The organism is Gammaproteobacteria bacterium (assembly GCA_013214945.1).
Lineage (GTDB): Bacteria > Pseudomonadota > Gammaproteobacteria > Enterobacterales > Psychrobiaceae > Psychrobium.
This window is the reverse complement of the sequence record JABSRT010000005.1, coordinates 41,816-66,033: the sequence shown is the minus strand read 5'-3', so window position 1 is coordinate 66,033 and position 24,218 is coordinate 41,816. Positions and strand designations below refer to the sequence as shown.

19 protein-coding genes are annotated in these 24,218 nt (G+C 44.7%); 10 read left to right on the top strand and 9 right to left on the bottom strand.

Annotation, left to right across the window (positions count from 1 at the left end; all coding sequences use genetic code 11):
• Positions 1 to 2 precede the first annotated feature (2 nt).
• From hutH to hutC, 3 genes are read right to left on the bottom strand one after another with little or no spacing between them, the layout of a single operon-like run.
• Complete coding sequence (gene hutH, locus HRU23_04655; protein ID NRA53412.1) at positions 3 to 1,535, bottom strand: histidine ammonia-lyase; 1,533 nt, start codon at positions 1,533 to 1,535, stop codon at positions 3 to 5.
• Positions 1,528 to 3,237, bottom strand: coding sequence for a urocanate hydratase (locus HRU23_04650; protein ID NRA53411.1), 1,710 nt, complete (start codon positions 3,235 to 3,237; stop codon positions 1,528 to 1,530). Before HRU23_04650 ends, hutH begins: the two co-directional genes overlap by 8 nt.
• Positions 3,238 to 3,254: 17 nt before the next feature.
• Positions 3,255 to 3,971 (bottom strand): histidine utilization repressor, encoded by a 717-nt coding sequence (gene hutC / locus HRU23_04645; GenBank protein NRA53410.1) that lies wholly within the window; start codon positions 3,969 to 3,971, stop codon positions 3,255 to 3,257.
• Between the two features lie 121 nt (positions 3,972 to 4,092).
• Between hutC and HRU23_04640 the strand changes: the two genes are divergently transcribed.
• Positions 4,093 to 5,328 (top strand): imidazolonepropionase, encoded by a 1,236-nt coding sequence (locus HRU23_04640; GenBank protein ID NRA53409.1) that lies wholly within the window; start codon positions 4,093 to 4,095, stop codon positions 5,326 to 5,328.
• Positions 5,329 to 5,441: 113 nt separating this feature from the next.
• On the top strand, positions 5,442 to 6,137 hold the full coding sequence (locus HRU23_04635) for a Crp/Fnr family transcriptional regulator (GenBank protein ID NRA53408.1): 696 nt from the start codon (positions 5,442 to 5,444) through the stop codon (positions 6,135 to 6,137).
• 54 nt (positions 6,138 to 6,191) lie between these two features.
• Here the strand turns inward: HRU23_04635 and rho are convergent, their stop codons facing one another.
• Together rho and trxA are read right to left on the bottom strand one after the other, a co-directional pair.
• Positions 6,192 to 7,460 carry a transcription termination factor Rho gene (gene rho / locus HRU23_04630; protein NRA53407.1) on the bottom strand — a complete coding sequence of 423 codons (1,269 nt, stop codon included), beginning with the start codon at positions 7,458 to 7,460 and terminating at the stop codon, positions 6,192 to 6,194.
• A gap of 184 nt (positions 7,461 to 7,644) precedes the next feature.
• Positions 7,645 to 7,971: a thioredoxin TrxA gene (gene trxA / locus HRU23_04625; GenBank protein NRA53406.1), complete on the bottom strand. Its 327-nt coding sequence runs from the start codon at positions 7,969 to 7,971 to the stop codon at positions 7,645 to 7,647.
• Positions 7,972 to 8,131: 160 nt separating this feature from the next.
• On the opposite strand from trxA, the gene rhlB reads away from it, so the two are divergent.
• From rhlB to metF, 3 genes are all read left to right on the top strand, one after another.
• On the top strand, positions 8,132 to 9,436 hold the full coding sequence (gene rhlB, locus HRU23_04620; GenBank protein ID NRA53405.1) for an ATP-dependent RNA helicase RhlB: 1,305 nt from the start codon (positions 8,132 to 8,134) through the stop codon (positions 9,434 to 9,436).
• 75 nt (positions 9,437 to 9,511) lie between these two features.
• On the top strand, positions 9,512 to 10,999 hold the full coding sequence (locus HRU23_04615; protein ID NRA53404.1) for a guanosine-5'-triphosphate,3'-diphosphate pyrophosphatase: 1,488 nt from the start codon (positions 9,512 to 9,514) through the stop codon (positions 10,997 to 10,999).
• A gap of 151 nt (positions 11,000 to 11,150) precedes the next feature.
• Positions 11,151 to 12,074 (top strand): methylenetetrahydrofolate reductase, encoded by a 924-nt coding sequence (gene metF, locus HRU23_04610; GenBank protein NRA53403.1) that lies wholly within the window; start codon positions 11,151 to 11,153, stop codon positions 12,072 to 12,074.
• A 122-nt stretch (positions 12,075 to 12,196) separates the two neighbouring features.
• Here the strand turns inward: metF and HRU23_04605 are convergent, their stop codons facing one another.
• Positions 12,197 to 13,012 (bottom strand): SDR family oxidoreductase, encoded by an 816-nt coding sequence (locus tag HRU23_04605; protein NRA53402.1) that lies wholly within the window; start codon positions 13,010 to 13,012, stop codon positions 12,197 to 12,199.
• Between the two features lie 248 nt (positions 13,013 to 13,260).
• Here HRU23_04605 and argC point away from each other — a divergent pair, with 248 nt between their 5' ends.
• The 5 genes from argC to ltrA all read left to right on the top strand — a co-directional run bounded on the left by argC (position 13,261) and on the right by ltrA (position 20,075).
• Positions 13,261 to 14,259: an N-acetyl-gamma-glutamyl-phosphate reductase gene (gene argC, locus HRU23_04600; protein NRA53401.1), complete on the top strand. Its 999-nt coding sequence runs from the start codon at positions 13,261 to 13,263 to the stop codon at positions 14,257 to 14,259.
• Positions 14,259 to 15,044, top strand: a complete 786-nt coding sequence (gene argB, locus HRU23_04595; protein ID NRA53400.1) for an acetylglutamate kinase — start codon at positions 14,259 to 14,261, stop codon at positions 15,042 to 15,044. Before argC ends, argB begins: the two co-directional genes overlap by 1 nt.
• 18 nt (positions 15,045 to 15,062) lie before the next feature.
• Positions 15,063 to 15,980: an ornithine carbamoyltransferase gene (locus tag HRU23_04590; GenBank protein NRA53399.1), complete on the top strand. Its 918-nt coding sequence runs from the start codon at positions 15,063 to 15,065 to the stop codon at positions 15,978 to 15,980.
• A 96-nt stretch (positions 15,981 to 16,076) separates the two neighbouring features.
• Positions 16,077 to 18,011 carry an argininosuccinate lyase gene (gene argH / locus HRU23_04585; protein NRA53398.1) on the top strand — a complete coding sequence of 645 codons (1,935 nt, stop codon included), beginning with the start codon at positions 16,077 to 16,079 and terminating at the stop codon, positions 18,009 to 18,011.
• Positions 18,012 to 18,797: 786 nt separating this feature from the next.
• Positions 18,798 to 20,075, top strand: coding sequence for a group II intron reverse transcriptase/maturase (ltrA, locus tag HRU23_04580; GenBank protein NRA53397.1), 1,278 nt, complete (start codon positions 18,798 to 18,800; stop codon positions 20,073 to 20,075).
• 108 nt (positions 20,076 to 20,183) lie between these two features.
• Here the strand turns inward: ltrA and ttcA are convergent, their stop codons facing one another.
• The 3 genes from ttcA to uspE form a co-directional block, all read right to left on the bottom strand.
• Positions 20,184 to 21,074, bottom strand: a complete 891-nt coding sequence (ttcA, locus tag HRU23_04575) for a tRNA 2-thiocytidine(32) synthetase TtcA (GenBank protein ID NRA53396.1) — start codon at positions 21,072 to 21,074, stop codon at positions 20,184 to 20,186.
• Positions 21,075 to 21,202: 128 nt separating this feature from the next.
• Positions 21,203 to 22,813, bottom strand: coding sequence for a BCCT family transporter (locus HRU23_04570; protein ID NRA53395.1), 1,611 nt, complete (start codon positions 22,811 to 22,813; stop codon positions 21,203 to 21,205).
• 376 nt (positions 22,814 to 23,189) lie between these two features.
• The gene (gene uspE / locus HRU23_04565; protein ID NRA53394.1) at positions 23,190 to 24,113 is read right to left on the bottom strand and encodes a universal stress protein UspE; all 924 of its coding nucleotides are present in this window, start codon (positions 24,111 to 24,113) and stop codon (positions 23,190 to 23,192) included.
• Positions 24,114 to 24,218: the final 105 nt, after the last annotated feature.

The following is a 24,218-nucleotide window of genomic DNA, read 5'->3' as shown; positions in this document are numbered from 1 at the left end:
GCTTAAAAGCTGGCCAGCATGCCTGCTGGAATTAAATCATTTAATATCGCTTGTTTTAATAAGCTGCTTGCACGTTCGATATCTGGTGCGAAGTATCGATCTTTATCATAAAAATCAACTTCTTCACGTAAAATCAATTTAGCCTGTTCAATTTTAGCCGACGACAACAGCGGCGCTCTAAAATCCATGCCTTGAGCCGCAGCGAGGTACTCAACCGCTAAAACACCACGGGTATTTTCACTCATGTAACGTAAGCGGCGGGCCGCATAAGTGGCCATTGAAACATGGTCTTCTTGATTGGCACTGGTCGGTAAGCTATCAACTGACGCCGGATGCGCTAACGATTTATTTTCACTGGCTAATGCGGCACTGGTTACTTGCGCAATCATAAAGCCAGAATTAATTCCGCCATTGTCGACTAAAAATGAAGGCAAGTTACTGATGCTTTTATCAATCAATAACGCCATACGCCGCTCCGATAATGAACCAATTTCTGCAATGACTAACGCCAAGTTGTCGGCCGCAAAGGCGACTGGTTCAGCATGGAAGTTACCACCAGAAATAATATCACCTTCGTCGGCAAACACGAGTGGATTATCGGTTACCCCGTTGGCTTCAACGTGTAAGACTGATGCGGCAAAGCGAATTTGTGCTAAACAAGCGCCCATGACTTGCGGCTGACAGCGCAGACTGTAAGGGTCTTGCACTTTTTCGCAGTTAGCGTGTGAAGCGCTAATTTCAGTACTGTCGGTTAATAGTGAGCGATAAATGCTGGCGGCATCGATTTGGCCTTGTTGACCACGCACCTGATGAACTCGATCGTCGAATGGGCTGCGTGAGCCTAATGCTGCCTCTACGCTCATTGTGCCTATAACACTGGCACTGGCATATAAATCTTCTGCGTTAAACAAGCCTTCAAGCGCTAGGGCGGTTGAGGCTTGGGTGCCGTTGAGCAAGGCTAGCCCTTCTTTGGCGATTAAGGTCATTGGCTCAAGACCTGCAATGGTCAAGCCTTCGTTGGCGCTAATAATTTCACCGTTATGACGTGCTTCACCTTCGCCAAGTAAAATCGCACTCATGTGTGCAAGTGGGGCTAAATCGCCCGATGCACCTACTGAGCCTTTTTCTGGCACACAGGGATATACTTGGGCGCTGACTAAACGCATTAAAGCCTCAATAACTACCAGTCGAATACCTGAATAACCACGCGCTAATGAATTTATTTTTAAGGTCATCATCAAACGAATCGTTTGATCGCTCATGTATTTACCGATGCCAGCCGAGTGTGATAGCACAATAGAACGTTGCAGTTCTTCCAATTTGTCTTTTGGAATACGGGTATTGGCCAGTAAACCAAAACCGGTGTTAATGCCATAAACGACCCGATCTTCGGCAATGATTTGCTGCACAACTGCGGCACTTTTTTCAATTGCGGCGATTGCACTTTGATCAAGACTAAGGGTCGTTGGATTACGGCTAATTTTGCGTAACTGACTCAGGCTCAGTTGACCCGGAGTAATTGTTAATTTATTCATTATTATTATCTACTTTATTGTTATGTGAGGCATTAATCATTGGTAGATCTAACCGTTGTTCGTGGGCACATTGACGAGCAATTTCGTAACCAGCATCGGCGTGGCGCATGACGCCGGTTGCTGGATCGTTCCACAGTACTCGGCTAATACGAGCGTCAGCCTCATCACTGCCATCGGCCACAATAACGACACCAGAGTGTTGACTAAAGCCCATGCCGACCCCACCACCGTGATGAAGTGAAACCCAAGTGGCACCACTGGCGGTATTAAGCAGCGCGTTGAGCAATGGCCAGTCTGATACCGCGTCAGAGCCATCGAGCATAGCTTCCGTTTCACGGTTTGGTGAGGCAACCGATCCTGAGTCGAGGTGGTCACGACCAATTACAATCGGCGCTGATAGTTCGCCAGTTTTAACCATTTCGTTAAAGGCTTGAGCTAAGCGCGCGCGGTCTTTGAGGCCGACCCAACAAATTCGCGCTGGCAACCCTTGAAACTGAATGCGCTCGCGAGCCATATCGAGCCAGTTATGTAGGTGTGGATTATCAGGAATTAGCTCTTTAACTTTTTGATCCGTTTTGTAAATATCTTCTGGGTCGCCAGACAAAGCAACCCAGCGGAATGGTCCGATGCCTTCGCAGAATAATGGTCGAACATAAGCAGGTACAAATCCGGGGAAATCAAACGCATTAAGTTCGCCAGCTTCATAGGCCATTTGACGAATGTTGTTGCCATAATCAACGGTCGGCGCGCCGCGTTTTTGCATTGCTAGCATTGCCGTCACCTGAACCGCCATCGATGCTTTAGCGGCTTTAACAACGCCAGCTTCGTCTAACTTACGCTGCTGCGCGGCGTATTCCATAGTCCAGCCCTGAGGCAGGTAACCATTAAGTGGGTCGTGAGCACTGGTTTGATCGGTTACGGCATCAGGGGTAATATTTTGTGCCACCAGTTCGCTATAAATATCGGCGGCATTGCCAAGTAAACCGACTGAGATAGCTTGACCTTGCTCGACCGCTTGATTAATTAAGGCTAAGGCTTGTTTGAGGCTAGTGGCTTTCTTGTCGACATAACCGGTTTCAATGCGGTAATCAATCCGGGTTTCATCAACATCGACCGCTAACATACAATAACCTGCCATCGTTGCTGCTAGTGGCTGTGCACCACCCATGCCGCCAAGGCCACCGGTTAAAATCCATTTGCCTTTGGCGTTGCCGTCGAAGTGCTGACGGGCCATTTCGACGAAGGTTTCGTAAGTGCCTTGAACGATGCCTTGCGAACCAATGTAAATCCAAGAACCGGCGGTCATTTGGCCGTACATCATCAGCCCTTTACGGTCTAATTCGTTAAAATGTTCCCAGTTGGCCCAGTTCGGCACCAGATTAGAGTTGGCAATTAATACTCGAGGCGCGTTGCTGTGAGTTTTGAATACGCCTACCGGCTTACCTGATTGTACTAATAGCGTTTCATCGTCTTCAAGCCGCTGCAGGGTCTCGATTATTTTGTCATAACTGGCCCAATCGCGTGCAGCCCGGCCAATGCCGCCGTAAACGACTAGCGATTGTGGGTGTTCGGCCACCATCGGATCGAGATTATTCATTAACATGCGCATTGGCGCCTCGGTTAACCAGCTTTTACAGCTTAAAGTAGTACCAGTTGGCGCGTGGATGACGCGGCTATTATCAATGCGATTATCAGTAGTCATTACGGGCGATCCTCGGTTTATTTAGGGGGATTAGCAACATTAAAGCGGCCGCCTAATCTAAAGCGACTGCTGGGATGAATTAAGCGGGCAAAGCTAACCACGCCTTTGGAGCTGAATGTACGACGTTTTATTTCTAAGCAGGGCTCATGCTCGGCCAAGTCGAGATGCGCAATTACAGTGGCGTCTGGCATCGTCGCTTCAATAATATGCTCGGCTTCGGTCAATGGCGCAGCCATGCTCAGTAACTCGTGCGGGGTAAATTGGGTGAAGTCGCTGGCCAGATAATTAGGCACTAGTGCCGGGTTAACATAGCGGTGCTCTAGCTGCACTGGACTGTCATTTTCTAAGTGGATTAGCGACGAGAAATAGACCGGGCTTTGTGGCTCGATACCTAGGGTGATCGCTAATTCTTGATCGGCTATTCGCTGCTCGACTAGCAGCACCTTGACGGAATAATGATGGCCGCGTTGGCGGATTTCGTCACTGATATTCTTTATTTCAAGCGCAGAAGATTGTGATTTTAAGGTCGCAACAAAGGTGCCTCGCCCTTGGCTTCGTACTAAAACACTTGCTTCACATAACTCAGTTAGCGCGCGGCGAGCGGTCATCCGGCTGCAGTCAAATTGTTGGGCTAGCGCATTTTCAGAGGGCACTTTAGAGTTTTCTGGCCAGGCGGAGGTTTCAACCTGACGGCAGATATACTGTTTTATTTGTTCGAACTTTGCAATGCTCATAATCGCTTAATGATTCGGTTATACTTGATGCTTTATAAAATGTCACATTCAACTTGTATATACAAGTGCTGCAAGGTATTATTTTGCTATAACTTGCCATTAACCCAATGAGAGCTGTTTGATGTCAGTAATTTTTAAAGAAGAATACGATAGCGTCTGGCTTGATGTTAATTTGGCGACGATTAACGAAACCGATTACGGCATTATTGAGAATGGCGCTTTGCTGATCAAAGATGGAAAAATTGCTTGGCTTGGTCCGCGCAGTGAGCTGCCTGAGTTTGATGTTCTGGCCACCCCATTATATCAGGGCAAGGGCGGATGGATAACCCCTGGCCTAATCGATTGCCACAGTCACATTGTGTACGGCGGTAACCGTGCTAAAGAGTTTGAAATGCGCCTTGAAGGGGCAAGCTATCAAGAGATTGCTGCTGCTGGCGGCGGCATTATTTCAACCGTTAAAGCGACCCGAGCTGCCGATCGTGAAACCTTATATGTCAGTGCCAAAAATAGATTAAACGCCTTAATGGCGGAAGGTGTTACCACGGTCGAAATAAAATCAGGTTATGGCTTAGATACCGAAACAGAAGTTAAAATGCTTGAAATTGCCCGGATGCTAGGTGAGCACCACCCCGTTGAAATAACAACAACTTTTCTTGGCGCCCATGCGTTGCCGCCTGAATATAAAGATAATAGCGATGGTTATATTGATTTAGTCTGTGGCGAAATGATCGAGCGGGTTGTTAGCGAAAACCTTGCCGATGCAGTTGATGTTTTTTGTGAATCTGTCGGCTTTAATCTGGCGCAAACTAAACGCGTTTTTGAAGCGGCCCAAAAACATAATTTACCGGTTAAGCTGCATAGCGAGCAACTGTCTAATCTTGGCGGTGCGGCATTAGCGGCAGGTTTTAAGGCATTGTCGGTCGATCATATTGAATACCTTGACGAGGCGGGTGTGCAAGCGATCGCCGCGGCTGGTACCGTGGCGGTAGTATTGCCTGGTGCCTATTATTTTTTGCGTGAAACCCAGCAGCCACCGTTTGAATTATTGCGAAAATACCAAGTGCCGATGGCGATCGCCACCGATACTAATCCCGGATCATCGCCGATTTGTTCACTGCAATTGATGTTAAATATGGCGTGCACTTTGTTTCGAATGACTCCTTACGAAGCGTTGGCAGGTGTGACGCTTAATGCGGCAAAAGCACTAGGCATTAGTGATAAAGTTGGTCGGTTAGCGGTTGGCATGCAGGCTGACTTTGTGATGTGGGATATTACTCATCCAGCCGAGTTGTCGTATCAATATGGGGTTAATCCTTGTTTGCAGGTGGTAAAAAAAGGCGAACTTATTCGTCAGTAATTCTAGCTTTTACAAGGGCTTAATATAGAACATTTTATTATTACTAAGTGGTCGCTGTGCTGGCTGTTTTCGGCTAATATAGCTGTAAATAGCTGGTTAACTTGAGGTTTACGATGTTGCATTCATTTAAAGGTGCGCGCAATTTATTGAGTCTGTTCGATGAGCAACAGCGCTTACAATTATTAGCACATGCCAAAACTATTCACTTGGTTGCTAACCAAACATTGTTTAGTAAAGATGATCCTGCCGATAATTTTTATTTGGTCAATTCCGGTCAAATTAAGTTATTTAGAGTGACTGCCGGCGGTGATGAAAAGATTTTCCATTTGTTTGCTGCCGGAGGCTGGATTGCCGAAATGGCGATGTTTTTACCCTCACCTCATTATCCGATGAATGCTCAAGCTGAGGTCGCTAGCGAGTTGCTCGTGGTGAAGCGCGAGACTTTGTTAGGTATTGTTGAAAGCTCACCGAAGCTCGCCTGTCAATTACTGGGCTTTATGAGCACTAAAATTTTCTCGTTAGTCAATAATGTCGACAAGCTAACCTTTATTAACGCCAGTCAGCGCTTGGTGTTGCATCTTGGGCATTTATATCAAATGCAAGATGTCGGGCAAGATAGAGTGCAGTTGCAAGGGCCGAAGCGGGTGTTGGCGAGTCAGTTAAACATTACCCCTGAAACATTCTCACGGATTTTAGGTAAATTTAAGGTTCAGGGTTTTATCGAAGAGCAGGGTGATTACATCATTTTTCTCGATAAGGCGGCATTATGCGCTGAGGTAGAATTAACGCTCGAGATATTCCAGCGCTAAAAAAGCCAGCGTAAACGCTGGCTTAATTCAATCTCAGTAAAGTGCAATAAGCAGTTACTTAGATTTTGGGCTCTTCATTGACTTAAAGAACTCGTCATTAGTCTTGGTCATTGCCAAACGGTCAATGATAAATTCAGCCGCTTCAACTTCACCCATTGGGTGAACTATCTTACGAATAATCCAATTCTTTTGCAGTTCGTCAGCCTTAGTTAATAACTCTTCACGACGAGTACCAGAGCGGGTAATGTCGATAGCTGGGTAAACGCGACGTTCTGCAATCTTACGGCTTAAGTGCAGTTCCATGTTACCGGTGCCTTTAAACTCTTCATAGATAACTTCATCCATTTTTGAGCCGGTATCAACTAGCGCAGTAGCGATAATGGTTAAGCTGCCACCTTCTTCAATGTTACGAGCCGCACCAAAGAAACGCTTTGGACGGTGTAATGCATTGGCGTCAACACCACCGGTAAGTACTTTACCAGATGATGGAATAACGGTGTTATAAGCACGTGCTAGACGAGTAATAGAGTCAAGTAAGATGACAACATCTTTCTTGTGCTCAACGATGCTTTTGGCTTTTTCGATAACCATTTCAGCAACTTGCACGTGGCGACTTGCTGGTTCATCGAAGGTTGAAGCGATAACTTCGCCTTTAACCAGACGACGCATTTCCGTTACTTCTTCCGGACGCTCATCAATTAGCAATACCATTAGGTGTGCTTCTGGATTGTTGGTCGCAATTGACTGGGCGATGCTTTGCAGCAACATTGTTTTACCAGCTTTTGGCGGCGCCACAATCAAACCACGTTGACCTTTACCGATTGGTGCCGACAAATCAATGATTCGGGCAGTTAAATCTTCGGTACTGCCGTTACCACGTTCTAAACGAAAACGTTCAGTTGGGTGAATAGCGGTTAAGTTTTCAAATAAGATTTTGTTACGCGAGTTTTCTGGCGTATCAAAGTTAACTTCACGAACTTTTAACAGCGCAAAATAACGTTCACCGTCTTTAGGTGGACGGATTTTACCAGCGATAGTATCACCAGTACGCATGCTAAAGCGGCGAATTTGGCTTGGTGAAACATAAATATCATCCGGGCCAGCCAAGTAAGATGCGTCGGCACTACGTAAAAAGCCGAAGCCGTCTTGAAGAATTTCTAAAACGCCGTCGCCGAAGATGTCTTCTCCGCTTTTAGCGTGTGCTTTTAAAATAGCAAAAAGAACATCTTGTTTACGGGCACGGGCTAAATGATCTAGTCCTTTCGATGCAGCAATTTCGAAAAGCTCAGACATTGTCTTTTGCTTTAGTTCGGTTAAATTCATATTTGAAGGGTCTTTGTAAAAAGTCGCTTTGACTTATTAAAATAATGAGTAAGTGAAGTGTCAAACAAGAAATCGTTTGGCATGGTCGAAGTATATATCGCCCAACAAATTATCACCAATAGCAGGCGGGGTAAAGCAATAAAGGCATATTTTTAATTAAACATGCCTTTATCTGTGGTCGAGATTAGATATTTGCTTCAATAAACTCAATTAGCTGAGTTTTTGATAATGCGCCTACTTTAGTCGCTGCAACGTTACCGTCTTTGAATAACAGTAAAGTTGGGATACCGCGAATACCGTATTTTGGTGCAGTATCTGAGTTTTGGTCAACATTAAGCTTGCCAATAACTAGCTTATCAGCGAAATCTTGAGCTACTTCATCAAGAATTGGCGCAATCATTTTACAAGGTCCGCACCACTCAGCCCAGAAGTCAACAAGAACAGGAAGTTCAGATTTTAATACATCTTGTTCAAAGCTACTGTCTGAAAGCTGAATAATTGTGTTGCTCATGGTTTTCTCCGTGGAATTATATTTAAGCAGAGGAAATGATCCTCTTGATATATGGCAATATGAGGGCTACTCAGCGAATGTTCAACCCCTAAATTTAATTTTAATCGATATAACGCAATCAGGCTGTGTTCTTTGTTACAAGACCTGATATGCTAACGGGATGAAAAATACTCACTTAACAGATACTAAATTTGAGCAGTTTGATCTGGCTGACTCGTTAAAAAGCGCCTTACAATCAGTTGGCTATACTCAGTGTACGCCAATTCAAGCTCAGAGCTTACCTGTTCTGTTGCAGGGTAAGGATATTGCTGGGCAGGCGCAAACAGGCACCGGAAAAACCTTAGCTTTTCTGGTTGCAACCTTTAACCATCTTTTAAAAACTCCAGCGCCAGAGGCAAAAAAGCCGAATCAAGTCCGTGCGGTTATTATGGCGCCAACGCGAGAGTTGGCGATTCAAATCCATAAAGATGCGATGCCACTAGCTGAGGCCACTGGCCTGAAATTAGCCTTAGTTTATGGCGGCGATGCTTATGACAAGCAAATTGCAGAAATCGAAGCTGGTGCTGATATTGTGGTGGCTACCACTGGGCGCTTAATTGATTTCATGAAGAAAGGTGTGATTGATTTACGCCATGTTCAGGTTGCGGTATTAGATGAAGCCGATCGGATGTTTGATTTAGGCTTTATTAAGGATATCCGATATATATTCCGCCGGATGCCAGAAGCGTCTGAACGTTTAAATATGTTATTTTCTGCGACCTTATCTTATAAGGTGCGAGAGCTTGCTTATGACAACATGAGCGATCCGGTCCATATTGAAATTGAACCTGAGCAAAAAACCTCAGCTAATATCAGCGAAGAAATATTCTACCCGTCTAATGAAGACAAAATTCCACTGTTGCTGACTTTAATGGAAGAAGAATGGCCTGATAAAGCGATTGTTTTTTCTAACATGAAATATCGTTGTGAAGAAGTTTGGGGTTATTTAGCGGCCGATGGTCATCGGGTTGGCTTGCTAACTGGCGATGTGCCACAGAAGAAGCGGCTTAAGATTTTAGAACAATTTACCTGTGGTGAACTCGATATTTTAGTGGCGACTGATGTCGCGGCGCGTGGTTTGCACATTGCTAATGTGACTCACGTCTTTAACTTCGATTTGCCAGACGATGCGCAAGATTATGTTCATCGTATTGGTCGAACAGGCAGAGCCGGTGCATCAGGTTTATCTATTAGCTTTGCTTGTGAACAGTTTGCCCTTAATTTACCCGCGATTGAAGAATATATTGCGCACCAAATTCCTGTTAGCAATTATGAGCAAGACTCATTGCTAACAGATATTAAGCCGCCAAAGAAACAGCAGCGACCACCACGTAAAGATGGTGCTGGCTCAAGCTTTAATAAACGCCATAAAGGCCCAAGAGATCAACATAAGCGTGATCACCATCGCGGGCGCCAAGCTTCATAATTGAATCTGCCGAGCAAACATCTGTTTGCTCGACGTTAGATCCTGCAGTCGTTGTGTAAAATTAAGGAGTGCTCTTTGGCGTCGTCAGATAACCTTTTTGCCATTGTAGATTTAGGATCAAATAGTTTTCATATGTTGGTGGTGCAAGATATTGCTGGCACACCACGCGTTATCACTAAAGTTAAGCGCAAGGTTCGGCTAGCAGCAGGGCTCGATCAAGATAACCACCTCGAATTAGTGGCGATGGAGCGAGGCTGGCAATGTTTGGCATTGTTTGCTGAGCGATTAACTCATATCCCAATGACTCAAATTAAAGTGGTCGCGACTGCTACATTACGCTTGGCGACCAATGCAGAGCAATTTTGTCAGCGTGGTCAGCAGATCCTTGGTTTACCAATCAATATTATTAGCGGCGAACATGAAGCTGAGCTTATTTACCACGGCATGGCAGTGACTAGTGGTGGCGAAGGAAAACGCCTGATTGTTGATATTGGCGGTGCCAGTACCGAATTGATTCTGGGTCAGCAATTCTCACCGATAGTATTAAACAGCTTAAATATGGGTTGTGTTACTTGGCTTGATCGCTATTTTAGTGATGGTAAGTTATCTCAATACAACTTTGAGCAAGCCATAGCGGGTGCTAACTATGTCTTAGCACCCGTTTTACCAGACTATCTCGCACACCAATGGCAGCTTTCATTGGGCGCTTCAGGCTCAGTGCAGGCGGTGCAAGAGGTTTTAAGTGCCCAAGGCTTAAATGAGTTAATTACCCTCGAGAAATTAGAACTGCTCATGACTCAAACCATTGCGTGCGAAGACCTAGCATCGTTAAGCTTGGTCGGACTTAGCGTTGAGCGCCAGCCTGTTTTTGCCAGTGGTCTAGCTATTCTGATCAGCCTGTTTCGTCAGCTCGATTTAAAATCGATGCAGGCATCTGGCGGCGCGTTACGGGAAGGGGTCATTGCCCAATTACTTGGTCAGCAGCAGGTTAAAGATTTAAAGTTGGCGACTGCGACTAAGCTGCAACAGCAGTTTTTGGTTGATCAAAAACAGGCTGATCACGTGGTTAAAGTTGTAGCTAACCTCGCAACTCAAGTCGAGCCTTACTGGCAGGTAACGCGTCATGACGGCAACGCGCTATTACAATGCAGTGCGATGTTACATGAAGTGGGTGTCAGTATTAATTACGCCAAGGCCAACTGCCACGGTCATTATCTGATAAACCACAGTCCGATGACGGGTTTCTGTAGCGGTAAAAAGTCATTAGTGAGTGCGTTAATTGCAAATTACAAAAATCCAATCAATGATGGCTACTTGTCGCAGCAAACTTGGCTGCCATTAGAGCAAGCTGCGCGTTTGGCCACATTATTGCGACTGGCGGTTATTATCAGCGGTCGTTATCAAGGAGGCCGTGTTAAAGACATTGGTTTAAGCGTGGTTAATGCCAAGCTGCAAATTAATTTAAACCAAGATCTGGCGCAATCGTCGCCTTTATTAGTGGCTGATTTACGCCAAGAAATAGCAGACAACGAGCTCGTTGAGATGGCCTTAGTTATAAACTAATTGCTCGCGGTATGTTATTTGGTTCGCCGTTCTAAAGCCGAAATTAAACATTGTGTTTAATTTCGGCTTTTTTGTTGACTCAAATTTAAATTAGGTTAATATTTGGCTATCTAGACGTCTATACGTCTTCTGTTTTTTCTAGGGGAAAATCGTGGCTATTGACCATGCACAACATATTGAATCATTTAACCAGTTACCAAGCGATTTGAAAGATAAGCTTGGTGTTTCTTTTGAATTTTTTCCACCTTCAACCCCGCAGATGGAACAGACGTTATGGCGCAGTATTAAACGACTTGAAAGTCTCGATCCTAAATTTGTTTCGGTGACGTACGGCGCTAATAGTGGGGTGCGTGATCGGACCCATAGCGTGATCTCGAAAATTCAACAGCAAACTAAGTTAGTTGCTGCGCCGCATTTGACGTGTATTGACGCCACTGGCGCTGAGTTAGATCAATTAGCGAAAGATTATTGGCGCCAAGGCATTAAAAGTATTGTTGCATTGCGCGGTGATGTGCCGGCTGATGCTAAAACAGCGCCACAAATTTATGCCGCAGATTTGGTGGCTCGATTAAAGCGCGTGGCTGATTTTGATATTTCGGTTGCCGCTTATCCCGAAACCCACCCTGATGCGCGCAGTGCTCAGGCTGATATTATTAATTTGAAGCGTAAAATCGATGCTGGCGCTAACCGTGCGATCACCCAGTTTTTCTTTGACGCCGATACTTTTTTGCGTTTTAGAGATCGGACTCTTGCCGCTGGCATCGATGTTGATATTATTCCAGGTATTTTACCTGTTACTAATTTTAATCAGCTCAAGAAATTTGCTGGCTTTACCAATGTAGCTATTCCACCATGGATGCATCAGCTTTACAGCGGGCTTGAAACAGATCAAACAACTCGCAACATGATCGCTGCCAGTCATTCGATTGATTTGGTGAAGGTTTTAGCTAAAGAGGGGGTGCAAGACTTCCACTTTTATACCCTTAATCGTGCTGAGCTTAGTTATGCTATTTGTCATGCGATTGGGGTGCGGCCGACATCTTCACCGGTTCAGCTGAGTAACGCTGTTGCCTAAGGCCCCATGACCGCTAAAGGTTCTGGCTAGTTAATAACACTTTCTGTTTAAAGAGCTTCTCTGGTTAAGGACTCTTGCTTGCTAAAGGCTCTTGTTCGCTAAGGGCTCCTGCGGGCAAAGGGCTATTGCTGCTTAAACCAGTCCATTAAATCCGGGTGGTTATAGCGGTAACCAAGTTTGTTAGCCGTTATCGCGCCGTCAACTAACTTGCTTTGCTCGCCACCTTTCGCCACAAATTGCGGTACTGTTAATGCCAGTTGACTGGCACCTTGCTGATGAAATTCACGGCGGGTTGGGTGGCTTGGCGCGCAGCCAAGATGGATTCTGCCCCAGCTATTTTGCATAATAATTTGCTCGATTAAGCCAATGCAATCTTGTTGATGGATCATGTTAACTACTGCCTCAGGATTACTGATATCGACCTTCCCTGCCAAAAACTTGCCTGGATGGCGCCCTGGGCCAAATAGTCCAGCAAGTCGTAATACGCTGTGACAACCGGATCCTTTGATTAATAAGGCTTGCTCAAAGTCGGCCATCGCCTGTGCTGAGTCTGAGGTAGGTACCGTGGCTGTTGATTCTGTCACTATTCCAGATTGTTGACCATAAACACCGGTCGAACTAATGAATAAAATATGGCTGATATTATTAGCGTCGGCTAGTTTAACTAATTGTTGCAGTTGATATAAATAATCAGCCTGCTGGCGCTGTGGCGGCACAACAATAATCATGATATCGAAGGTTGGAAGGGCTGATATTCGCCCTGTTAAGTGTGGATCGTTGGCGTTTAACTTTATTAATGCTGGCGTGGTGCCGCCGAGCCGAATAACTTTTTTATCGCAGGTTGTGGTCGCTGTTACTTGATGCCCTGCAAGCGTTAAGTATTGCGCCAGTGGCCAACCGAGCCAGCCACTACCAATAATCAGGATATTTTTGTTCATAAATAGAGTACCAATAATAGATTTCAGGTATTTATGCAATAATGTTGCATAAATACCCATATGTGGTTATATTTAGGTATCTGGCCATTGTGCCTTACCTTTTAAGATTAGCACACGACCAATGATTCAAGTTATTTCATCATATCATGCAACACCCTCGCGACGACGATAGCCGATAAGTTATCAACCGTCGGCCATTCTATTATCGGCCAAAACTCTTTATTAAATAAATTAAGTGAATGAATTCTATGATTAATATTGCCATTATTGGTGCCAGCGGTTATACGGGTGCTCAAATGTGCCAATTGCTTGATGCCCAGACAAAAATTAAAGTTACCGGTTTGTATGTTTCGCAAGGTAGTGAGGATAAAGATAAGTGGCTGTGTGAACTTTATCCACAATTTTCAGGGTTATTTGATTATCAATTGCAAGGTTTGAGTCCGCAAGCTATTAGTGAGATCAGTACGCAATGTGACGCTGTCGTGTTGGCGACCAGTCATGAAGTTAGTCATCAGTTGGCGCAGCAATTTCACCAAGCGGGTTTAAGTGTTTTTGATTTGTCTGGTGCTTATCGTTTTAGCGATGCTAGCTATATTTCACAATATTATGGATTTGAACATCAGCACCCTGAGTTACTAACTCAGGCGGTATATGGCCTAGCAGAATGGAATAGTGAGCAAATTAAAGCCAGCAAGATGATTGCGGTGCCAGGCTGTTATCCAACAGCTTCTTTATTAGCGCTTAAACCATTATTTGAAGCTGGATTACTCGACTCAAATCAGTGGCCTGTGATCAATGCGGTGAGCGGCGTGACTGGAGCGGGGCGTAAAGCGTCGATGGTTAATAGCTTTTGTGAGGTCAGCTTGACCCCTTATGGTGTATTGGGCCATCGTCATCAACCGGAAATAACCACTCAGCTAGGTTGTCCGGTGATCTTTACTCCACATCTAGGTAATTTCAAACGGGGAATCTTGGCGACAATTACGGTTAAGGTTAAGCCTGAAGTTGATCTAGAAGCGGTCAAAAATGCATATCAGGTTTATGATGATAAACCTATGGTGAGAATGCGCGAGCCACAGTGGCCTAAAATCGACCAAGTTGCGGGCACGCCATTTTGTGATATTGGCTGGAAGCTTGATCCCGATAGTGGGCATTTAGTGGTGGTCTCGGCGATTGATAATTTACTCAAAGGTGCCGCAGCTCAAGGTCTGCAATGCATCATGATTCATTTTGGCTTGGAGGCATAATGGCAAAGCAACCTTTAGTATTAAAAGTTGGTGGTGCTTTATTGGAGTCACCAGTGGCGCAAGCCGAGCTTTTTGCCGTGATAGCTAAAATTATGGCCAGCGGAATTCAGGTTGTACTGGTTCATGGTGGCGGCTGTTTGGTTGAGCAATGGCTTGAGCAGGCCAATATGGTCAGTCAAAAAATAGAAGGTTTGCGGGTAACGCCAGCCTCACAGATTGAACTGGTCACGGGTGCATTGGCTGGCGCGGCCAACAAAAAACTGGTGGCGACGGCGAAAGTAAATCAGTTAAATGCAGTTGGTTTGAGTTTAGCCGACGGTGACATGGTGGTAGCTCAACAAATTGATCAAAAATTCGGTCAGGTCGGCCAATGTACGCCCTTAGCTGATACCTTACTAACCACCTTAATGGCTAAAAACTATCTGGTGATTATCAGTTCAATTGCGAGCGACGCCAGTGGACAATTGCTTAATGTTAATGCCGATCAAGCAGCGCAAGTCATTGCCCACTTATTGCACGCTAAACTTATTTTGTTGTCAGATGTACCTGGAGTATTAGATGGTGACAAACAATTAATTACGAGTCTTAATCAGGCGCAAGCGCAAGTGCTGGTTGAGCAAGGGGTGATTCTCGGTGGCATGAAAGTTAAAGTAGATGCTGCCTTTGCAACCGCCCAGCAGTTAAATGATTCGATCGTGATTGCGAGCTGGAAAACACCGCAGCAATTATTAGCCCTTATTGATGGCAGCCCTTGTGGCACTACAATTACCGCCACTACGCTTTAGCAAAGAGAAGATACGGATATGGAAAAATTACAGCACTTTTTAACCTTAAAAGATTTAAGCCAACAACAATTTCTAGCGTTGATCGAATTGGCTAAACAGGTAAAAACTAACCCAGCTAATTACAGTCAAGCGCTGGCCGGAAAAAGTTTAGTGACGTTATACGAAAAACCGTCGCTGCGTACTCGCGTTAGTTTTGATATTGGCATTGCCAAGCTTGGTGGTCACTCGGTCTATTTAGATCAAAATAATGGTGCGGTTGGCGTGCGTGAGTCAATCGCCGATTTTGCAAAAAACATATCATGTTGGGCCGACGGTATTGTCGCCAGAACGTTCAGCCATAGCACGGTTGAAGGGCTGGCTGAGTTTGGTAGCGTGCCAGTGATTAACTCGTTAAGCGATATGTATCATCCGTGTCAGGCGTTGGCCGATTTTTTAGCGTTAGCGGAAAAGTTTGATGATTTAAGTCAGGTTAAATTAGTGTATGTTGGCGATGGTAACAATGTAACGCATTCGCTAATGATCGCCGCCGCATTAGTTGGCGCACAGATGGTGGTTATTTGTCCTGAAGGCCATTTCCCCGACGGTAAAGTGGTGCAAGATACACAACAGCTAGCACAGCAGCACGGCGGCTCATTGCTGCTTTCAACCGATATCGCTGATGCCAAAGGGGCACAAGCTATTTACACTGATACCTGGATTTCAATGGGCGATGATGTTGACTATCAAGATATTGCCGCTAAATTCGCGCCTTATCAGATTAATGAAGCGTTGATGGCAACCCTTAATGTTGAATATTTTATGCATTGTCAGCCGGCTCATATTGGGCAAGAAGTGACGCAGCAAGTATTTGATGGTACTAATTCGTTAGTTTTATTACAGGCTGAAAATAGAATGCACGCGCAAAACGCAGTGCTTATTACATTATTAGCCGACTAGCGCTGGCATTAACGCCAACACCAGATAAATTAATAGTTGCAGCGCGGGTTCGCGCGTTGCAATATGAAATAAAATAGTAATACGTGAGGAATAACAATGGCAGCACTATGGGGCGGACGGTTTTCGCAAGCGGCAGACGAGAGATTTAAATCTTTTAACGATTCTTTAAGATTCGATTACCGGTTGGCTAAACAAGATATTATTGGCTCAATTAGTTGGTCTCGAGCATTACAGCAAGTAAACGTATTAACGGCTGATGAGCAGCAACGTATAGAAGCGGCGCTTAACGAGCTTGGTGAAGCGGTTGTTAAAGATCCTAAACAGATTTTGCAAAGTGATGCCGAAGATATTCATAGTTGGGTTGAAATCCAATTAATTGCCAAGGTCGGTGATTTGGGCAAAAAACTCCATACTGGCCGTAGCCGTAATGATCAGGTCGCGACTGATTTAAAACTGTGGTGCAAAGAGCAAGCTGTTGAGTTATCAGAGTTGTTGGTTAAACTGCAGCAAGCGCTGCTTGATCTGGCTGTTCGTGAGCAAGGCACTGTGATGCCAGGGTATACTCACTTGCAACGCGCCCAGCCGATTAGCTTTGGCCATTGGTGTTTAGCCTATGTTGAAATGTTTGATCGTGACTTGAGCAGAATGCGTGATACCGCTGAGCGTCTTGATCGGTGCCCATTAGGTTCTGGTGCATTAGCCGGTACGGCTTACCCAATCGATCGCCATGCATTGGCTCGTGATTTGGGATTTAAACGTGCAACTCAAAACAGTCTAGATTCAGTATCTGATCGTGATCATGTGGTTGAGCTGTTAGCCGATGCCAGCATTTCAATGATGCACTTGTCGCGTATGGCAGAAGATTTAATTTTCTATAACTCGGGTGAAGCTGGTTTTATTGAATTAGCTGACAATGTTACCTCTGGATCATCGCTGATGCCCCAGAAGAAAAACCCTGATGCCTTGGAGCTAATACGCGGTAAAACTGGCCGAGTTTTTGGTGCTTTAAGCGGCATGATGATGACACTTAAGGCATTGCCATTAGCGTATAACAAAGACATGCAAGAAGACAAAGAAGGCCTGTTTGATGCACTTGATAACTGGGGCGATTGTTTAGCAATGGCTGCGTTAGTGCTAGAAGGCTTGCAAACGAATAAAGCAACAATGTTAGCTGCTGCTCAGCAAGGTTATGCCAATTCAACTGAATTAGCTGATTATCTAGTATCTAAAGATATTCCGTTTAGAGAGGCGCACCATATTGTCGGTGAAGTAGTCGTCGCTGCAATTGCCAAGCAGTTACCATTAGAAGATTTTACCTTAGAGCAACTCAAAGAGTTTTCAGCGGTGATTGAAGCCGATGTTTACCAGCATTTAACCATTGATGCATGTTTGGCTAAACGTGAGGTGCTTGGTGGCACATCATTGGCGAGTGTGATGTCGGCTCTTGATCGTCGTAATGTGATCAGCGAAGAATTCACTTCACCGGCAGTGGTCGGCGGTACGGCCGATGGCCAAGTCCAGCATGCCATGGGCACAATGCAGCAACGCTTAAATGCCAGTAAAGCGCAGTTAATGAATGTACGCCATGCCAGGTTGTCAGATGTTGATGCGATTGAGACGATGATTAAAGCTTGGTCGGAGGCTGGTGAGTGTTTGCCGCGCGATCGATTTGATATCGTTAATAGTATTTTAGATTTCTCGGTCGCCGAAAATGAACAAGAACAAGTTGTTGGCTGTGCGTCGTTATATATTTACGGTACTGGTTTAGCTGAAATTCGCTCTTTGGGTATTAATGTTGATAGCCAGGGTTATGGTCAAGGCAAGGCGTTAATCGACCATATGGTTGCTCGGGCGAGTGAGTTAGGATTTGAACGAGTGATTGTATTTACTCATGTGCCTGAGATGTTCACTAAGTTAGGTTTTAGCGAAGTCGCCCGCGACTCATTGCCTGACAATGTGGTTCAAGACTGTCAAGGTTGCCCTGATAAACTTGAGTGTGATGAAGTGGCAATGGCGTTTGCACTTAATTAGGCTCTAGTTTTACAATAGAAAGGCGATGCCCAATGGGCATCGCCTTTTTTGTTTGCCCAGCAAAGCTGGCAAACCCGTCCGCTTGAAAGAAAGCGGAGTCACCCTGACTAAGGGGAAGATAATCTGAATGACAAGGGCGTCACTGGCTAACGGTGGGGTCTGAAGGAAGTCATAGGAAATTAGATGTACACAACTAACCGTAACCTGTTTCGGCGGCATTGGTGGGTAAGCGTCCAAAATAGCGCGAAGCCCAATACTTAGTCAGACCAATGGCGTGTTTGAGGGTGGAATATCTAATAGGGAGCCAGTGCATTAACTGGGGAAGCCTGACATCAGTTCCAGCCATACGCTGGAAGCATCAGTTCAAGGAGTGATCCGAGACTCATGTTGGTGTGAGGTGGCAGATGAACCCGTAGTAGTGAGCAAGGCTAGGCCGATGAAAGCCAGTAATGGTGTGGAGGGTAAAACCAAGCCGACCATCAGCAATGTGTTTGATGGAATTAGTTTGCGCCAAAAACGTTAATTAATTGCGAAGGGGTGAAGTATTCTTTAAGCGTATGAAAAGCGTTAAGTTGACGTTGTAGGTTCAAAAGTATTCCGACGGGAATAAGCCATAAGCGACGGCCAAGCAGGAATGTGGATGCTGAGAGTTGAGGGCTGAACATGGGAGTAGTTGAGATTATTTAGGTAGATTGTCAATTGACTAGAACGCCTAATGACTTAGTGAAATAATCCCACGATGACGACAATGAAACGAGTGGACATACCGCAAGCAAAGGCAGTTTAATGACGATTTATTACAGCTTGTATAGTGAGTTGCTTAATCTCAACAAGCTATATGTTGGATTTAACAAGGTAAAGCGCGCCAACGGAGCAGCCGGAATAGATGGGCAGTCCATAGGTGCGTTCGCCGAAAATCTAGCAATAAACCTGAAACAACTGCAACTTGAACTGCAAACCAAGCAATATCGAGCACAACCAGTTCGGCGGGTAGAAATACCTAAAGACGATGGTGGTGTCAGGTTGTTAGGTATCCCCGCAGTGAGAGACCGGATAGTTCAACAAGCATTACTGAACATTCTCCAGCCTCTCTTCGATCCAGATTTTCACCCATCGAGCTATGGGCACAGACCGAAACGAAGTTGTCATGACGCCATCAGTAAAGCGACGATGTTTATAAGAGAATATCAACGCCAATGGGTGGTCGATATGGATTTATCGAAGTGTTTTGACTTACTCGACCATGAGTTAATCATCAAGAGTGTCAGACGCCGGGTGATAGATGGCAGTATTTTGAAGCTGATTAGTCAGTTTTTGAAAAGCGGAGTCATGGTCGGTGAACAGTGGGAAGTGAGCGAAAAAGGGAGTCCGCAAGGTGGCGTGATTAGTCCCTTGTTGGCTAATATTTACCTTGATGCGTTCGATCAAGAGATGAAGAAGCGAAATCACCGAATAGTGAGATATGCTGATGATATTTTGATTTTATGCAGTAGCGAGCAAGCGGCAATGAATGCGTTGGCTAAAGCGACCCAAATACTAGAGCAAGACTTGAAGTTAACAGTCAATCAGAAGAAAACTCACATCGCACATAGTGTTGATGGTGTTAAATTCTTGGGGGTTGAAATAGGTAGCCGATATACTCGGATACAAGCCTCGAAGCTCAAAGGCTTTAAACAGAAAGTTAAGCAGTTAACCAAACGCAATGGTGGCATCAACTTGGAAGAGGTCATAAAACGACTAAATCCAGTAGTTCGTGGTTTTGTTAATTATTTTAGTATTGCGAATTGCCAGCGAAAGCTAAAAGAGCTAGCCGGATGGATAAGAAGACGATTACGGGCGATACAGCTGAAGCTGTGGAAAAAGCCGTCAAGGCTACATCGACGACTAAAGCAGTTGCATCATAAACCGCCATTTAAGTTCATCAAGATGAACTCATGGCGAAATTCAAATAGCCCGTTATCAAGTTTTTCAATGCCAAATAGCTGGTTTATAACGCTTGGTTTATTTTCGCCAGAAGACGTTGTAACAGGATGGCTTGTCTCACCAATCTATTTAAGAAATTAGTGATATGTGAAGAATACATGAGCCGTATACGAGGTCCGTACGTACGGTTCTGTGAGAGGGATGAGGCGAAAGCCTCACCCTACTCGATATTTGCACTAGGCTGATACGTTAGCTAAGTTCGATAAACTCGATATCAGTAGCCGTAGGTGCGGGTTTAATCTCTGGCTGGTCAAATGCTTGATCGCCTTCACTGCTGGCCGTGCCGGTGGCGATATTTTTAAAGTCATGCAATTTGTGATCGGCTAAATGACTCGGCGTGATATTTTGCATCGCGGTGAACATTGACTCTAAGCGGCCAGGGAATTTGCTGTTCCAGTCTTGCAACATGCCTTTAATCGCTTGGCGCTGTAAATTGTCTTGAGAACCACAAAGATTACACGGAATGATCGGGAATTTTTTAAGCGCTGAAAAGGTGACTAAATCAGCTTCGACACAGTAGGCGAGGGGCCTAATCACAATGTGCTCGCCATTATCACTGCATAATTTTGCAGGCATCGACTTAATTTTACCGCCGTAAAACATATTTAGAAATAAGGTTTCTAACATGTCATCACGGTGATGGCCTAAGGCAATTTTGGTGGCGCCAATCTCTTTAGCAGTGCGATATAAGATACCACGACGCATTCTTGAGCATAACGAGCAAGTAGTTTTGCCCGGCGCAATTTTATCGATAACTATCGAATACGTATCTTCTTCGACAATCAGGTATTCCACTCCGATAGATTCAAGGTAAGCAGGTAAGATATGCTCTGGAAAACCCGGTTGTTTTTGGTCTAAATTAACCGCAATAATGTCGAAGTGGATTGGCGCGCGTTTTTTCATGGTTAACAGGATATCAAGCATCGCATAGCTGTCTTTGCCACCTGATAAACAGACCATGACTTTATCGCCATCTTCAATCATCGCAAAATCACTAATGGCTTTGCCGACGTTGCGGGTGAGTTTACGCTCTATTTTCTTTAGCTTGACTTTATCTTGCTCAGACAATTGTTGGTCCATGAAATTCTCGATCTTACTACGATAAAAAAGGCCGCCATTATAGGCGACCTGATGCTCACAACATAGTATTTTTTGTTCTGGCAGCTGTGACTTAAAACCGATGGGATTTAAGTCACAGCATATATAACCTATTCCTTACTAATTTCGCTTTTTAAGCCCATATACAAACTAACGCATAACGCTAGCAGTACCACAGTAAAGGGCAAGCCAGTGGAAACGGCCATTGCCTGTAACGCGCCCAGTGCTTCAGAGCCACCGACTAACAGCAAGACAATGGCTACGATACCTTCAAATGAGCACCAAAAGACTTTTTGAGAAACAGGTGCGTTTTCTTTGCCACCGGCAGTAATAGAATCTATGACCAGTGAACCAGAGTCAGATGACGTGATAAAAAATACCAACACTAACACTATGCCGATCAGTGAAAGTAAGCTCGACAATGGAAAGTCCTGGACCATCACGAACAATTTCAACTCTTGGGCTGCACTTGCAACCGGAGCGCTGCTGTCTGCGATCACTTGTGAAATTGCGGTGCCGCCAAACGCGCCCATCCAAACGATGCCTAATAGGGTAGGTACTAATACAACACAGAGGATAAATTCACGCACGGTACGACCCTTTGATACTCTAGCGATGAACATTCCGACAAATGGAGACCAAGAAATCCACCAAGCCCAGTAAAATGAAGTCCAGCCTTGAGAAAAGTTAGCATCTTCTCGGCCAAAGGGCATCGACAGCGGGATGACTGATTGGACATAGCTTAAGCCACCGCTGAAAATAGTATTGAGGATATCTCCAGTCGGGCCCATCACAATGATAAAAGTAAGTAATACCAGTGCCAGACCCATATTGAGTTCAGATAGCAGCTTAACCCCACCATCTAAACCACGTACCACCGAGCAAATAGCAATAGAGGTAATCACAGCGATCAATAACACCGTGGCAAATGAGCCCGTGCCCCAGCCAAACAAAAAGTTAAAGCCAGAAAGCGCCTGAGTGGTGCCAAACCCTAAGGAAGTGGTCAAGCCAAATAAGGTTGCAAATACGGCTAGAATATCTATTACGTGGCCCCAAAATCCCCAGACTTTCTCTCCCAGTAATGGATAAAATGCTGAACGCAACGTCAGCGGCAACTTACGATTATAAGTGAAAAAGGCCAGGGCCAGCCCAACCACCGCGTAAATTGCCCACGGGTGTAATCCCCAGTGGAAAATTGTCGCTGCCATTGCCAGATCTCGTGCTGCCTCTTGGTCGCCGATGGCTGCGCCAAGTGGGGCCCAATCGGTTCTAAGACCTGTGGTCGCGTCTAGTGCAATTCCGCCCATTGAAGAGCTAAAATGTGACATTGGCTCTGAAACGCCGAAAAACATTAGGCCGATGCCCATGCCTGCGGCGAACAACATCGAGAACCAGCCGATATAGCCAAATTCGGGCTTCGCATCCTTGCCACCTAAGCGGACCTTACCCAGTGGTGTTACCACCAAAATGACACAAAATAGTACGAAAATATTGGCGGAGAGTAAAAAGAACCAGTCAAAAGTGCTGGTGATAGCAGGTCGCAGCCAACCAAAAAACTCAGCGGCTTGCTCTTTAAACATTAACGATAAAAGGACAAATGCGACCACTGATATCCCTGAGATAAAAAACACAGGGTTGTGAATATCTAAACCAAAGGGGGTAATATTATCTTGTCCAATCCGGTATTTTGTTTCTGTTTCTTTTTCTTTACCATCATTCATAGTAACGTTCCTCGTTATTATTATCATGCAGCGAGATTTGTTAGCAGACTGCATCATCTATTAACGGTTAAAAAAATGGATTTAGCAATGTCTTAAAATGATATAACTAATTAGTGTCGTTAAAGTACAATTAAAGCGCGTAATTTATGGTGGTAATTGACCTGGACGGTTTTTGACCGAATAATTGTGAATTATTGAAGAATGAATTTATGGAATTAGATTTAACGACTATTATTTCTGATCAAAATCAAGCGTAATCCACAGTTTCACTATTGATAATTATACGATTATTTCGTTTTGCCATTAAATAATAATTAACTGCACCAGCAAAGGCCGCCTTTGGGGCGACTCTGTGCTAATACAACGACAGGGTGTTTTATGGTTGCAGCGGTGATATAAAACCTGCTGGTTTAACCGCCAATAAATCGCAGTGTAATTGGTCGATAACATGCTCAGCAGTATTGCCGATAAACGCTGCTGACAGGCCAGTACGACCGATAGTGCCAATGATGAGTAATTCAACATCGAGCTCTTGCGCGATAGCTGGAATAACATCTTCGGCTAAACCTTCTTCGGTAATGCAATTGCTTTTATCTAGGCCAAATTTTAGGGCGATTTTTTCCATGGCCTCAAGGTGCAGTTTACGCACTGAGCTGTTGTATTCATTGAGATTAAATTCTGGAATTTCTATTGCAATATTAACCGGAGTGCCAGGATAACCATTAACCAGTTTTACGTTACCCGAGACTACCTTTGCAATGTCCGTCGCATGTTGAATCACCTTATTATTAAGATCAATATGGGCTTCATCTTCACTAATCGCGTTAACGGCGGTCAAGATGATGCCACCTTCGGGCCAAGCATGCTCCTTAACCAATAAAACGTCACAGGGTGATTTTCGCAATAAGTGCCAATCGGTAGGCGTGAATATCACCGACTTTATTTTGCCGTGGTTATGGGTTGATTTAACTAAAAGATCAACATCATGCTCGAAAACATGACTAATAATCGCTTCAAATGGACGGTTGTGCCACGTAACAGTACTTTCAATTGTTAGGTCGCTATACTTTTCAATTAATTGATCTACCCAAGTTTGTTGCTGGCCGATAACCCCTTGGCGCATTGCTTCTCGTTCATCAGCGGAAAGCATAGAAGTCATTTCGTACGAGAGATCGTAAATACATAAAATAAGAGAGATTTTTGCCCCGTAACTGCGTGCTAGGTAGGCGGCACGGTCAAGACTGGGTTGATGTTCGGTCGTTGGGTCGACCACGACTAATATATTTTTATATTCCATCATAATTCACTACTTATGTTATTGATTAATCGGCTGTTAAATCACAGAGTTAAGAAATAATACAACTAGATCCTACTTTAGTTTATATCAAGAATTAGCCTTAAAAAC